Origin of the sequence: Mycobacterium sp. E1747 (assembly GCF_001667775.1) — a bacterium.
Classification (GTDB): Bacteria; Actinomycetota; Actinomycetes; order Mycobacteriales; family Mycobacteriaceae; genus Mycobacterium.
The window spans coordinates 42,255-56,374 of sequence record NZ_LZJI01000072.1; the positions used below are offsets into that span (position 1 = coordinate 42,255).

13 protein-coding genes are annotated in these 14,120 nt (G+C 68.8%); 2 read left to right on the plus strand and 11 right to left on the minus strand.

Features of this window, described 5'->3' with window-relative positions; translation table 11 throughout:
* Nucleotides 1-4: 4 nt before the first annotated feature.
* Nucleotides 5-499, plus strand: a complete 495-nt coding sequence (locus tag A5695_RS07550; RefSeq protein ID WP_082945896.1) for a MarR family transcriptional regulator — start codon at nucleotides 5-7, stop codon at nucleotides 497-499.
* Nucleotides 500-522: 23 nt separating this feature from the next.
* Nucleotides 523-942, plus strand: coding sequence for a DUF5313 domain-containing protein (locus tag A5695_RS07555; RefSeq protein WP_068079594.1), 420 nt, complete (start codon nucleotides 523-525; stop codon nucleotides 940-942).
* Between the two features lie 5 nt (nucleotides 943-947).
* Here the strand turns inward: A5695_RS07555 and proB are convergent, their stop codons facing one another.
* From proB to A5695_RS27345, 11 genes are all read right to left on the minus strand, one after another.
* Nucleotides 948-2,051, minus strand: coding sequence for a glutamate 5-kinase (gene proB / locus A5695_RS07560; protein WP_068079596.1), 1,104 nt, complete (start codon nucleotides 2,049-2,051; stop codon nucleotides 948-950).
* Nucleotides 2,052-2,127: 76 nt separating this feature from the next.
* Nucleotides 2,128-3,645, minus strand: a complete 1,518-nt coding sequence (gene obgE / locus A5695_RS07565; RefSeq protein WP_068079598.1) for a GTPase ObgE — start codon at nucleotides 3,643-3,645, stop codon at nucleotides 2,128-2,130.
* A gap of 86 nt (nucleotides 3,646-3,731) precedes the next feature.
* Nucleotides 3,732-3,995 (minus strand): 50S ribosomal protein L27, encoded by a 264-nt coding sequence (gene rpmA, locus A5695_RS07570; protein ID WP_067275368.1) that lies wholly within the window; start codon nucleotides 3,993-3,995, stop codon nucleotides 3,732-3,734.
* Nucleotides 3,996-4,042: 47 nt separating this feature from the next.
* On the minus strand, nucleotides 4,043-4,354 hold the full coding sequence (gene rplU, locus A5695_RS07575) for a 50S ribosomal protein L21 (protein ID WP_067898924.1): 312 nt from the start codon (nucleotides 4,352-4,354) through the stop codon (nucleotides 4,043-4,045).
* Between the two features lie 200 nt (nucleotides 4,355-4,554).
* On the minus strand, nucleotides 4,555-7,380 hold the full coding sequence (locus tag A5695_RS07580; RefSeq protein ID WP_082945897.1) for an Rne/Rng family ribonuclease: 2,826 nt from the start codon (nucleotides 7,378-7,380) through the stop codon (nucleotides 4,555-4,557).
* A 330-nt stretch (nucleotides 7,381-7,710) separates the two neighbouring features.
* The gene (gene ndk, locus A5695_RS07585) at nucleotides 7,711-8,121 is read right to left on the minus strand and encodes a nucleoside-diphosphate kinase (RefSeq protein WP_068079600.1); all 411 of its coding nucleotides are present in this window, start codon (nucleotides 8,119-8,121) and stop codon (nucleotides 7,711-7,713) included.
* Nucleotides 8,122-8,178: 57 nt separating this feature from the next.
* The gene (locus A5695_RS07590) at nucleotides 8,179-8,529 is read right to left on the minus strand and encodes a DUF4233 domain-containing protein (protein ID WP_068079602.1); all 351 of its coding nucleotides are present in this window, start codon (nucleotides 8,527-8,529) and stop codon (nucleotides 8,179-8,181) included.
* Nucleotides 8,526-9,971, minus strand: a complete 1,446-nt coding sequence (locus A5695_RS07595) for a folylpolyglutamate synthase/dihydrofolate synthase family protein (protein ID WP_068079606.1) — start codon at nucleotides 9,969-9,971, stop codon at nucleotides 8,526-8,528. The genes A5695_RS07590 and A5695_RS07595 overlap by 4 nt, the downstream gene beginning before the upstream one ends.
* Complete coding sequence (locus A5695_RS07600; protein WP_068079608.1) at nucleotides 9,968-12,625, minus strand: valine--tRNA ligase; 2,658 nt, start codon at nucleotides 12,623-12,625, stop codon at nucleotides 9,968-9,970. Before A5695_RS07600 ends, A5695_RS07595 begins: the two co-directional genes overlap by 4 nt.
* A 65-nt stretch (nucleotides 12,626-12,690) precedes the next feature.
* A complete protein-coding gene (locus A5695_RS07605; RefSeq protein WP_068079610.1) occupies nucleotides 12,691-13,947 on the minus strand; it encodes a trans-acting enoyl reductase family protein in 1,257 nt (418 codons plus the stop codon).
* A gap of 73 nt (nucleotides 13,948-14,020) precedes the next feature.
* Nucleotides 14,021-14,120, minus strand: a 100-nt coding sequence (locus tag A5695_RS27345) for a transglycosylase family protein (RefSeq protein ID WP_197515388.1), incomplete at its 5' end; no start/stop codon positions are given.

The following is a 14,120-nucleotide window of genomic DNA, read 5'->3' on the forward strand; positions in this document are numbered from 1 at the left end:
TTCGATGGTGGCGCAGTTGACGGCACCGGAGATCGACCCGCTTTCCCTGGAACAGCAGGTCTGTTTCGCGCTGAGCGCGACCAACCGCGCCGTTTTGGCGGTCTATCGGCCGTTGTTGGAGCCGTTGGGGCTGACGCACCCCCAGTACCTGGTGATGCTGACCCTTTGGGATCACCAGAAGACAGCTGGGGCCCGGCGGAAACCGCTGTCGGTCAAGGACATTGCCACCACGTTGCAAATGGATTCGGCCACCCTGTCGCCGATGCTCAAGCGCTTGGAGGCACTCGGCCTGATCACCCGCACCCGGAGCGTCGTCGACGAGCGCTCCACCGAGGTGAAACTCACCGAGAGCGGCACCGCCTTGCGTCGACGCGCACTCAAGATTCCGCCCGCCGTGATCGAGCGCCTGGGCGTCGACATCGGCGAACTTCGGCACCTGCACCAAGTGCTCAGCCGCGTCAACGCGGCCGCGCTGGCAGCGGGCGCATTACAGTCCTGACCCGCCCGCCCGTAGGAGCCACCATGACCGACACCAAACCGAACGCCTGGCAACGTATCGCCTACTCGTACGGTCGATGCCTACCCAGCTCGATGCGCACGTGGGTGGCCAACGATCTGGCCGGCCCGGGAGCCGTGCGCCGGCACATGATTCGGTGGGCCATCCCGCCGCTGTTCGTTCTCGCACCGTTCTGGCTGTTGCCCGCGTCGCTGTATGTGCACACCGAGATGACCGCGCCGCTCTACATCTGGGCACTGTTGATCTCGCTTGCGCTGAATAAGGTTTGGCGTAGGCACCGGCTGGCGCAGCACGGCCTCGACCCGAATCTGGTCGATGTGATCAAGAACAAGAAGCAAGCGAAGATGCACGAGGACTACGCCCGCCGTTTTGGGCCGCGTCCCGAATCGGCGGCCTGGCAGGACAACAGCAACCCGTTCAGCTAGCCGCCCTACACCGCCACGAGGTCGTCGGCGTGCACGGCGGGCCGACGGAGTTCGCCCGGCAGCTCCGAGGTTGACCGGCCTATCATGGTCGCCAGTTCGGTGGCGTCATAGGCCACCACGCCCCGGGCCACCATCGCGGTGTCCGGGCCGCGCAGTTCGACGACGTCCCCGGCGTAGAACCGGCCCGACACGGCTGTGATGCCGGCCGCCAACAGCGAACGGCGCCGGTCCACCACCGCGCGCACCGCGCCCTCGTCGAGCGTCAGCGCGCCGGCCGCTTCGGCGGCATACCGGACCCAGAACCGGCGGGCCGACATCCGGGCGGGCCGGGCGGCAAAGACCGTGCCGACCGAGGCGTCGGTGAGCGCGGCGGCGGCATCGGATGCCGCCGCCAGCAGGACCGGCACCCCGGCGTCGGCGGCCAGCAATGCCGACGACATCTTGGACATCATTCCTCCGGTTCCGAGGTCGCTGCCCGGGCCGGCCACCACACCGGCCAGATCCGCCGCGCCGGACACTTCCTCAATGAATCTGGCGCCCTTGAATTTTCGAGGATCGGCGTCGTACAGCCCGTCGATGTCGGAGAGCAGCACCAGGGCTTCAGCGCCGATCAGGTGAGCCACCAGCGCCGACAACCGATCATTGTCACCGAACCGGATCTCGTTGGTGGCCACCGTGTCGTTCTCGTTGACGATCGCCACCGCGTGCAGGGCGCGCAACCGATCCAGGGTGCGCTGGGCGTTGGTGTGCTGGGCCCGCATGGAGATGTCGTGCGCGGTCAGCAGCACCTGCCCCACCGTGCGGCCATACCGCGCGAACGCAGCGCTCCACGCATTCACCAATGCGACCTGCCCGACGCTGGCCGCGGCCTGTTTGGTCGCCAAATCCTTAGGACGGCGTGCCAATCCGAGCGGCTCAATGCCGGCGGCGATGGCGCCCGACGAGACGATCACGACGTCGGTGCCCGCCTTCATGCGCGACTCGATGGCGTCGGCCAGCTCGGCAAGCCGACCGGCGTCGAACACCCCGGACTCGCTGGTCAGCGCGTTGGTCCCGATCTTGACCACCAGGCTGCGCGCGGTCCGGACCGCCTCACGCTGAGCTGTCACGACGCGCCGCTCTCCCCCGCACGCGGGTGGAGGTCCCTCCCGCTGGGGGCGTACCCCACCCCATCGTCGGCGACGGTCACGACTCGTCACCGCGTTCTCTGGTTCTGCGCCGCTCCTCCGCATCGCTGCGTCCCCCGCAAGCGGGAGGTACCCCCACTGCATCGTCGCCGGCGCGGCGCTGACGCCGGGCCGCTTTACGCTCCGAGGCGCCGGCGCGCTCGCTGCGCTCCAACCGCACATCGGTGCCTCTCCCGGACATCGCCACGTGTTGTCCCGCGGGCGTTTGCGGCTCCCAGTCGAAGGTCATGTCTCCGATGGTCACGGCGCATCCGGGTTGCGCGCCCAGGCGCAGCAGTTCGTCCTCGACACCCAGGCGAGCCAGGCGGTCGGCGAGATAGCCGACGGCTTCGTCGTTGTCGAAGTTGGTTTGCCGGACCCAGCGCTGGGGGCGGGCACCGCTGACCACGAAGCCGCCCTCGCCGTCGGGCTCGACGGAGAAGCCGCTGTCGTCGACGGGAACCGGACGGATCACCGGCCGCCGCGGCACGATCTCCGGCTGGGCGGCGTGGTATTCCGAGATGATCCGCCAGAGCCCGAATATCAACGGCTGCAGCCCTTCCCGGGAGACCGTAGACACCAGGAACACCGGCCAGCCACGCTCGGCGATCTCGTCGCGGACGAACTCGGCGAGCTCGCGCGCCTCGGGCACGTCGATCTTGTTGAGCACCACCGCACGCGGCCGCTCGGCGAGATCACCCAGCGTCGTATCCCCCTGCAGGGTAGGCCGATAGGCGGCGAGTTCCGCTTCCAGCGCGTCGATGTCGGAGATCGGGTCGCGCCCAGGCTCGGCGGTGGCGCAGTCGATGACGTGCACCAGCACGGCGCACCGTTCGATGTGCCGAAGGAAATCCAGGCCCAGACCGCGGCCCTGGGATGCGCCGGGAATCAGGCCAGGAACATCGGCGACGGTGAAGGTGTGCTCGCCCGCCGACACCACACCGAGGTTGGGCACCAGTGTGGTGAACGGGTAGTCGGCGATCTTGGGCTTGGCCGCCGAAATCGCCGACACCAGTGATGATTTCCCGGCCGAGGGAAACCCGATGAGACCCGCGTCGGCGACGGTCTTGAGTTCCAGCGTCAGGTCCCGGGTCTCGCCCTCCTCGCCGAGCAGCGCGAAGCCGGGAGCCTTGCGGGCCCGTGACGCGAGCGCCGCGTTGCCCAAGCCGCCACGACCGCCGGCGGCCGCCTCGAAGCGGGTGCCCGCACCGACCAAATCCGCTAGGAGCCTGCCATTTTCGTCCAATACGACGGTGCCGTCGGGGACTTTGACTTCCAAATCCGCTCCGGCCGCTCCGTCGCGGTTGTTTCCCATCCCCTGCTTGCCTGACGGCGCGGTGACATGCGGATGGAAATGGAAGTCCAGCAACGTGTGCACCTGCGGGTCGACGACGAACACGATACTGCCGCCGCGCCCGCCGTTGCCGCCGTCGGGACCGCCCAGTGGCTTGAATTTCTCGCGATGGACCGACGCGCAGCCATTACCGCCGGAACCCGCGCGCGCGTGAATGACGACCCGATCGACAAATCGAGGCATCGAATACCAGCCCTTCGAGCTCCCCGAATGCGCTGCTGCTGCGAGATTCGCCTCGAATTATCGCAACGACTGCACGCTCGCGAAGCTCAGTCGGTCTGTCCGGCCGCGACGATGTTGACGGTTTTGCGGCCGCGCTTGATGCCGAACTCGACGGCTCCGGCAGCCTTGGCGAACAACGTGTCGTCGCCGCCACGCCCGACGTTGAGACCGGGGTGGAACTTGGTGCCGCGCTGGCGGACGATGATCTCGCCGGCCTTGACGATCTGGCCGCCGAACCGCTTCACGCCCAGCCGCTGAGCAGCGGAATCGCGGCCGTTGCGCGAGCTGGAAGCGCCCTTCTTGTGTGCCATTTATGTGGTCTCCGCTCAGTCTTGTCTGTTCTTCGCCTGACGGCTCATCACGCGATCCCGGTGACCTTCAGGACCGTCAGCTGCTGACGGTGTCCCTGACGCTTGTGGTAGCCGGTCTTGTTCCTGAACTTGTGGATGCGGATCTTGGGTCCCTTGGTGTGCTCGAGCACCTCGCCGGTCACCGCCACCTTGGCCAGGGCCGCGGCGTCGGTGGTCACCTTCGCGCCGTCCACGACCAGGGTGACCGGCAACGAGACGTTCGCGCCCGGGTCGGAGTCGAGTTTCTCGACCTTGACCACGTCCCCGACGGCGACCTTGTACTGCTTGCCGCCCGTCTTGACGATTGCGTAGGTCGCCATCGTTACTCCTGCCTTCTTTCCTCTGCTCAACCGGTTCTTCGGCTCGTCGCGCGCGAGCCACCGGCGTGCGCGTGGTGGGTCTGGGTTGCGGGTCCGCGCCGACTGCCCGGGAGCCCGCTGTCGCCGGCCAAAGTCCAAACGGGCTGGCGACAACTGTCCTAGGCTACTTGACCAGCGGCGAAAGGGTCAAACCGGCCCGGTCAGTCCGCATGGATCGGCGGCCCCGCCGGCCGACCAGCCGCGCGGCGCCGCCGGGGCGGTCCGAACCCCGGTCCGGCGCTGACGGAGCCCTCGTCGTCGGAGTCATCGGAGTCGTCCTCAACGTCGAGGTCGTCGTCGTCCATTTCCAGGTCGTCGTCGTCGTCGCCGAGGTCTTCCTCGTCGTCGAGGTCCTCGTCGTCCTCGTCGAGGTCGTCGTCAGAATCGTCGTCGGCGTCTTCGTCGGTGTCGTCGTCGGACTCCTCGAAGTCCTCCTGGTCGGTGTCCTCGACGTCGGCCACGTCCCGTTGCTGCTGCTCGTCGGGCTCGTTGGCCGCTTCCTCGGTGGATTCGTCGGATTCCTCGTCGTCGAGGCCGTTCTGGGCGGAGCCGCCGGCGGCCATCGCCTTGAACATCGGGTGCTCACCGGGCGCATGCGCGGGCACCTTGGCCACCACCGGCTCTTCGGCCCGGTTCTTCTTGGAGCGCCTGCCCCGGCGGCCACCGGACTCGGACTTGCGTCCGTTCGAGGGGGCCGAGTCCACCGGGTCGGTGTGCAGCAGGATGCCGCGGCCGCCGCAGTGGGGGCACGACGTGGAGAATGCCTCGATCAAACCGGTTCCCAGCCGCTTGCGGGTCAGCTGGACCAAGCCCAGCGACGTCACCTCGGAAACCTGATGGCGGGTACGGTCGCGGGCCAGCGCCTCGGTCAGCCGCCGCAACACCAGGTCGCGGTTGGACTCGAGGACCATGTCGATGAAGTCGATGACCACGATGCCGCCGATGTCGCGCAGCCGCAGTTGGCGCACGATCTCCTCGGCAGCCTCCAAGTTGTTCTTGGTCACGGTCTGCTCGAGGTTGCCACCGGAGCCGGTGAACTTACCGGTGTTGACGTCGACCACCGTCATGGCCTCGGTCCGGTCGATCACCAGCGTGCCGCCCGACGGCAGCCACACCTTGCGCTCCATCGCCTTGGCGAGTTGCTCGTCGATGCGATGCACGGCGAACACGTCCGGGCCGGCCTGCCCCTCGGGACCGCTGGGCGGCTCGTACTTATTCAGCTTCGAAACCAGATCGGGCGCAACGGCATTCACGTAGTCGGTGATGGTCGTCCAGGCTTCGTCACCGGACACGATCAGGCCGGCGAAATCCTCGTTGAACAGGTCGCGGATGACCTTGACCAGCACGTCCGGCTCCTCGTAGAGCGCGACGGCGGCGCCGGCGGCCTTCTCGGTGATCTGGGCGGCCTTGGCCTCGATCTCCTTCCAGCGCTCCTGCAGGCGGGTGACGTCGTTGCGGATGTCGTCCTCTTTGACGCCTTCGGACGCGGTGCGGATGATCACCCCCGCATCGGACGGCACGACCTCGCGCAGAATCTCCTTGAGCCGTTGGCGTTCGGTATCGGGCAGCTTGCGGCTGATGCCGGTCGAGGACGCGCCCGGCACGTAGACCAGGTACCGGCCGGCCAGCGACACCTGGGTGGTCAGCCGGGCGCCCTTGTGGCCGACGGGGTCCTTGCTGACCTGGACCACGACGTAGTCGCCCGGTTTGAGGGCCTGCTCGATCTTGCGATCCGACCCGCCGAGTCCCGCGGCTTCCCAGTTGACCTCGCCGGCGTAGAGCACGCCGTTGCGGCCGCGCCCGATGTCGACGAACGCGGCCTCCATGGAGGGCAGGACGTTCTGCACGATCCCGAGATAGATGTTGCCCACCAGCGAGGCGGACGAGGCAGACGTCACGAAGTGCTCGACGACGATGCCGTCTTCGAGGACCGCGATCTGGGTATACCGCGCCCCTTGATGCGGCGGCTCGGTGCGGACCCGGTCGCGCACCACCATGATCCGCTCGACGGCCTCGCGGCGCGCCAGGAACTCCGCCTCGGTGAGGACCGGTGGGCGGCGCCGGCCGGCGTCGCGCCCGTCCCGGCGGCGCTGCCGCTTGGCTTCCAGCCGGGTGGAGCCGTCGATGCCTTTGATCTCGGCGTTCGACGAGCCGCCGCCGCCGTCGTTCTTGCCGTTGCGCGGTGCCCGCTCGTGCACCACGGTGTTCGGCGGATCATCCGGCGACGAGTTTTCGTCACCATCGTCATTCGAGCCCGATTTGCGCCGCCGGCGCCTGCGGCGGCGGCGGCTGGCGCCCTCCGCCGAGCCGTCATCGCCGGTGTCCGAGTCGTCGGAGTCGTCCGAGTCGTCGCCCTCATCGTCCTCGGCGTCGGAGGAGTCGCCCCGGCCCGCCTTCTGGCCCCGCTGCTGCGGCTCGTCGTCGTCGCCGGCGTCGTTTTGGCCATCGGGTCCGCCCTGCTCGCCGCGCCCGCGTCCGCGGCCTCGACGGCCGCGACGTCGCCGCCGGTTGGCCGGGCGATCGGCCTGTTCGTCGTCTTCGTCGTCGGTGTCGGAATCGTCGGAGTCGGAGTCGTCGTCGGCGTTCTCGTCCCCTTCGTCGGCCTGCATCGGCTGCGGGGCGACGAACAGCGGCATGTAATGCGGCCGCTCGTCGGCGTTCTCCGGCGCCGCCAGCATCAGCCGGGATTCGGGTTCGTCGAGGTCTTCGCTGGTCGCGGCGGCATCGCTGGTCGCGGCGGCATCGGCGGCGTCGACGCCGGCATCGGGCTGGGCTCCCAGCAGGTCGCGGACGCGGACCGCGTCCGCGCGGTCCACGGTGGAGTGCGCGCTGCGAATTCGCCCGTCGAGGGCGCTCAGCGCGTCCAGCACTCGCTTACTGGTGGTTCCCAGCGTTCGTGCCAGCGAGTGAACTCTCAGACGGTCCGGCAATTCGTCGTGCCGTGTCGGCTCTTCGGATGACTCTGTGGATGGTGCACCGTCTACCACGTATTCTCCTCAAGCCCCCGGGCGCGTCCTTGCGACGCGGCCACGCGAGGGCTTCGCTATGGGCCCGGGTGGACTTCTCCCGGGCTTGTGATGGTCTCGCCCCGAGCGGTTCGCGGGGAACGCACTCGGCGCCGTGCTGAATGACGGCCTGACATGCCGCGCACCAACGCGGGATGGCGATGGTCGCGCTTGTCTAAGTCTTCATTCGGGTGTCCGACACCGGTCCGGCGACGTTCACCCTCCGTCAGTATCCCACATCACTGGGCGAGTCCAACCGCCCCTGAGCAAACCCGCCCCGTTCGAGGCCGTCCGGCGTGGTTAGCCGGGGCGCTATGCGTCGGGAAACCAGAGCGCGATTTCGCGCTTCGCGGACTCGGTGGAATCCGATCCGTGCACGAGGTTGAACTGCGTCTCCAGCCCGAAATCGCCCCGAATCGTCCCCGGGGTGGCCTTGTCCACCGGGTCGGTACCGCCCGCGAGCTGCCGAAACGCCGCGACCGCCCGCGGTCCCTGGACGATCGCGGCAACGACCGGCCCCGAGGTGATGAACTCCAACAGGGATCCGAAGAAGGGCTTGCCCTCGTGCTCGGCGTAATGCGCGGCGGCCAGGTCGTCGCCGACGCGCCGAAGCTCCAGCGCGGCAATGGTCAAGCCCTTGCGCTCGATGCGGCTGAGGATTTCCCCTATCAGCTGCCGCTCGACGCCGTCCGGCTTGATCAGTACGAGGGTCCGTTCGGTCACGGCGCACAGCGTACAGAACTGGTCGGCGATCTCCTCGGGCGGCGACCGCGGCCGGCCCTACCGCTGGCGGCGCAGCACCTCGGCCCGGAAGTACGCGATCACGGCCCACAAGCCGGTGAACAGCACCCCGATGAATCCCACGCCTGGGTACACCGCGAAGCCGGCGAGTAGGAGCAGCTGAGCGGCCAGGTTCACCCAGATCGCCCAGGGTTTGCGCTGTAACCCGCCCAGCACGATGAGCAGCCCGGCCACGCTGACCAGGTAGCCCAGGGACCCGGCGGTCAGCCCGCCGCCGACCGCGCTCACCACGGGAATCGCCAGCAACACCACGATGGCTTCCAGGAAAAGCGTGGCGGCCATCACGGCGCCGAAGCTCTTCCAGGGGTCGGGCCGGCTGGGGTCGGTCATTGCGGATCTCGGCCAAACAGGGTTCGTGCCACCCCCGCGGTGACGACCGATCCGGTGATGACGATCCCGGTGCCGGAGAAGGCCTCCGCGTCCGCGTCCAGCGTCGCGTCGTCGACCAGTGCGGTCGCCGCGTCGATGGCGTCACGCAGGTTGTCGGCCGAAATCACCCGATCGGGTCCGAAGCGCTCCCCGGCCGCCAGCGCCAGCGACTCGACGTCCAGCGCCCGCGGCGAACCGTTGTGGGTCACGACGACCGCGTCCAGCACCGGCTCGAGCGCGGCCAGGATGCCGCCGACGTCCTTCTCGGCCAGCACGCTGAGCACACCGACCAAGTAGCGGAAGTCGAATTCGTCGCTGAGCGTCTGCGCCAGCGCGGCAGCACCGGCCGGGTTGTGCGCGGCGTCGATGAACACGGTGGGCGCGCTGCGCATCCGCTCCAGCCGGCCGGGGCTGGTGACGGCGGCGAACCCGGCGCGCACCGCCTCGACGTCGAGCTGCCGCTGAGCACCGGCGCCGAAGAAGGCCTCCACCGCCGCGAGCGCCACCGCCGCGTTGTGCGCCTGGTGCTCGCCGTGCAGCGGCAGGTAGATGTCGGAGTACACCCCACCCAGGCCCTGCAATGAAAGCACCTGCCCGCCGATCGCGACTTGACGGCCCAGAACCGCGAACTCCGAATCCTCACGGGCCACCGCGGCGTCGGCGCGCACGGCCTGGGCCAGGAGCACCTCCATCGCCTCGGGCGCCTGGCGCGCGATGACGGCCACGGTGTCCGGTGCGCCGTCGGGCGCCTTGGTGATGATCCCGGCCTTCTCGCCGGCGATGCCGGCAAGGTCGTTCCCGAGGTACTCGACGTGGTCGATGCCCACCGGGGTGACGACCGCCACCGGCGCGTTGACGACATTGGTGGCGTCCCACCGCCCGCCCATACCGACCTCGATGACCGCGACGTCGACGGGCGCGTCGGCGAACGCGGCGAACGCCATCGCGGTCAACACCTCGAACTTGCTCATCGCCGGTCCACCGGCGGCTTGGGACTGCGCGTCGATCATCTGCACGAAGGGCTCGATTTCCCGGTACGTCGCGACGTACTGCGCCGGGGTGATGGGGCGTCCATCGATCGCGATGCGCTCGACCGCCGATTGCAGGTGCGGGCTGGTGGTTCGCCCGGTGCGCCCGTGCAGCGCCGTCACCAGCGCGTCGACCATGCGCGCGACCGAGGTCTTGCCGTTGGTGCCCGCGATATGGATCGAGGGATAGGCCAGCTGCGGCGACCCCAGCAGGTCCATCAGCGCGCTGATCCGGGTCAGGCTCGGCTCGATCTTCGTCTCCGGCCAGCGTTGGTCCAGCAGGTGCTCGACCTGCAGCAGGGCGGCGATCTCGTCAGGGGTCGGCGCGAGGCTGGTGGCGTCGCCGGGCTCAGACCAGTCGGAGGGCTCGCTCACTGCAACCCGGCCAACCGCGCGGTGATCCGGTCGGCTTCGTCCTGGGCCACCCGCTGGCGGTCGCGGATCTTGCCGACGACGTTCGGCGGGGCCTTGGCCAGAAAGTCCTCGTTAGCCAATTTGGCTGTGGTGGAAGCCAACTCCTTCTGCGCCGCGGCGAGGTCCTTCTCCAGGCGGCGGCGTTCCGCTGCGACGTCGATGGTGCCCGAGGTGTCCAGTTCGACGACGACCGTGCTGTCCATGGCGGGGCCGAGCCGCACCTCCAACGACACCGACGGCTCGAAATCGTCGCCAGGGGCGGTGAGCCACGCCAACGACGTCACCGCGGCCACCTGGGCGCTCAGATCCGCGTCGTCCACCCCGCCCAGTCGGGCAGGGACTTTCTGCCGGTCGGCCAGGCCTTGGTCACTGCGGAACCGGCGGACCTCGGTGACCAACCGCTGCATGTCACTGATCCGTTGCGCGGCAACGGGATCCAGGACGATCCCCGATGGCCGGGGCCAGTCGGCGATCACCAGCGACTCCTGGTTGGTCAGCGCCTGCCACAACGCCTCGGTGAGGAAGGGGATGACGGGGTGCAGCAGGCGCAGCAGCGTGTCCAGGACCGCGGCGAGCACGGCGGTGGTGTGCGCCCTACCCTCGGCCAGCTGCGTCTTGGCCAATTCGACGTACCAGTCGCAGAATTCGTCCCACGCGAAGTGGTAGAGCGCCTCGCAGGCGCGGCTGAACTCGTAACCGTCGAGCGCCGAATCAACCTCGGCGCGAACCTCTTCCAACCGACCCAGGATCCAGCGGTCCGCATCGGTCAGCTCGTCGTGCGCCGGCAGCGGCGCGAGCTGGGCGCCGTTCAGCAGCGCGTAACGGGTGGCGTTGAACAGCTTGGTGCAGAAATTGCGCGACGCGCGCACCGCGTCCTCACCGACGGCGAGGTCACCGCCGGGGCTGGCGCCGCGCGCCAGCGTGAACCTCAGCGCGTCCGCCCCGAACATGTCCACCCAGTCCAACGGGTCGATCACATTGCCCTTGGACTTACTCATCTTGCGACCGAATTCGTCGCGGATCAGCCCATGCAGGAACACGTCGGTGAACGGCACCTGCGGGCCGCGGCGGCCGTCGAGGGTGATGGCGTCGTCGCCGCCCACGAACGTGCCGAACATCATCATCCGCGCCACCCAGAAGAACAAGATGTCGTATCCGGTGACCAAAACGCTTGTCGGGTAGAACTTTTCCAGCTCCGGGGTCTTCTCCGGCCAGCCCAGCGTGGAAAACGGCCACAGCGCCGAGGAGAACCAGGTGTCCAGCACGTCGGGGTCCTGCACCCAGCCCTGCGGCGGCGTCTCGTCGGGGCCGACGCACATCTGTTCGCCGTTGGGCCCGTACCAGATCGGGATGCGGTGGCCCCACCATAGCTGCCGCGAGATGCACCAGTCGTGCATGTCGTCGACCCAGGCGAACCAGCGCGGCTCCAGGCTGGCCGGGTGAATCACGGTGTCGCCGTTGCGAACCGCGTCGCCGGCGGCCTTCGCCAGCGATTCCACCCGCACCCACCATTGCAACGACAGCCGCGGCTCGATCGGCTCGCCGCTACGCTCGGAGTGTCCGACGCTGTGCAGGTAGGGGCGCTTCTCCGCGATGACACGGCCCTGGGCGGCCAGCGCCTCGCGCACCGCGACCCGGGCCTCGAAGCGGTCCATGCCGTCGAATTGTGTTCCGGTGTCGGATATCCGACCCTTGGTGTCCATGATCGAGATCATCGGCAGCTGGTGCCGCAGCCCGATCTCGAAGTCGTTCGGGTCGTGCGCGGGCGTGACTTTCACTGCGCCCGTGCCGAATTCGGGGTCGACGTGTTCGTCGGCGACGATCAGCAACTGCCGGTCCACGAAGGGGTGCGGCAACGTGGTGCCGACCAGGTGGCGGTAGCGCGCGTCGTCGGGGTGGACCGCGATGGCGGTGTCGCCGAGCATCGTCTCGACCCGCGTGGTGGCGACCACGATGTGGGGCTGCGAGTCGTCGAGCGAGCCGTAGCGGAACGACACCAGTTCGCCTTCGATGTCAAGGTAGTTGACCTCGAGGTCGGAGATCGCCGTCTCGAGCACCGGCGACCAGTTCACCAGCCGCTCGGCCTGATAGATCAGCCCGGCGTCGTAGAGCCGCTTGAAGATGGTGCGCACCGCCCGCGACAGGCCCTCGTCCATGGTGAACCGGTCGCGGCTCCACGCCACCCCGTCGCCGAGCCGCCGCATCTGGCCGCCGATGGCGCCGCCGGACTCGCGCTTCCAGTCCCACACCTTGTCGACGAACAGCTCCCGGCCCAAGTCCTCTTTGGTCTTGCCGTCGACCGCGAGCTGCTTTTCGACCACGCTCTGGGTCGCGATACCCGCGTGGTCCATGCCGGGCTGCCACAGCACCTCATATCCCTGCATGCGCTTGCGGCGCGTCAGGGCGTCCATCATCGTGTGTTCCAGCGCGTGGCCCATGTGCAGGCTGCCGGTGACATTCGGCGGCGGCAGCACGATGGAGTACCCGGGTTTGGCGCTTGTCGGGTCAGCCTCGAAGTAGCCCGCGTCGAGCCACTTCTGGTAGATCGCGCCTTCGGCCGCAGCGGGATCCCACGACTTCGGCAGGTCGGTGGCTGGGCTGCGGCTGACGGTCACCCGTCAATTCTAGGGAGGGCCGTTCACCCTGATGTAACTGCCCAAATCGCAGGTGAGTCAGCTCACTATGCCAGTCGGTCCACGTGCAGCGTCACGCCCGCGGCGGGGAACCTGGCCAGCAGCGCGTCGCCCATGGCGGCCGCGGGGGTGAGCACGCCGCGCAGGTCGCTGAGCTTGTCACGGTCGAATGCCAGCGCAAGACCGCACTCCCCCAACAGCACCGAGGTCGCCTGGTAACCGGGATCTCCGCGCTGCTGCATGCGCGCCACATATCGGGCGCCGGCGGTCGTGGTGGTATAGGTCTCGATGCGGTAGTGACCACGCTCGCGGACCGCCGCGCTGGGCCCGGTCCCGGGCTTCGGGACGACGCGCTGCACCAGCCGGCGTGGCAACAGCTTGAAGTAGCGGCTGCCCAGCTCCATGCTCGCGTTGCCCACGCCGCTCAAGACGGCGGATCCCGCCGGGGCCAGCGGCGACGAGCCCAGGCTCATGCTTTCGGCGTAGCGGAACCGGCGGCCGTAGGCCCAGTCCAGTAAGGCATTGCTGCGCCGGACGATTCGCGTGTTGGCCGGCGCCATCATGAATCCGCCGGTCCACACGCCGGCCAGTTCGGGAGCGATGTCGCGACCACGACGCCAGGGCAGATCGGGCTGGCGGCCCAACTCCGGTTCGGCGGCGCGATCGCTGCTCAGCGTGTAGGGATCGGCCAGCTGCCGCCGGATGTCGGGATCCGCGGAGGCGGCCTCGAGAACTTCGAGCAGCGAGGCGATGGTGCCGCCGGACAGTCCGCCGGAGAGGGAGCGGACGACGAAATCGGTCTGGGCAAGCTCACCCGCGCCGTCGGCGCGCGCCGCGAGGTAAAGCGCGTACACCGTCAGATCCGAGGGAACGGAATCGAAGCCGCACGCGTGCACGATGCGCGCGCCGGTGTCGGCGGCCTGCTTGTGGTACTGGTCGATGCTGTTGCGGATGAAGGGAGGCTCACCGGTCAGGTCGGCGTAGTCGGTGCCCGCCGCGGCGCAGGCGGCCACCAGCGGGAGCCCGTAGCGGGTGTAGGGGCCGACCGTGGTGATGACGACCTGGGTGCGGGCCGCCATCTCGTTCAGCGTCGTCGGCGACGAGGCGTCGGCGGCGATCAGCGGCCAGGACTGCGCGGACTCGCCGAGTGTGTCGCGGACGGCCCGCAGCCGCTCGGGTGACCTGCCGGCCAGCGCCACCCGCGCGCCCGGCCCCGTCCGTGCCAGGTACTCGGCGGTCAACTTCCCGACGAAGCCGCTCGCCCCGTACAACACGATGTCGAACTCGCGCTGCGCTGCGGTCACGCGCCCGACGCTACCGGACCCGCAGATAAGTAGTGCCGGGCCTTGGGCCCGGCACTACTTATTGGTGCGATGGTCAGCCGCGGCGTCCGCAGACCGGCCAGGCGCCGATGCCCTGCGAGTGCAGCACATTCTCGGCCACCCGGATCTGCTCCTCACGGCTCGCGCCGGAGGGA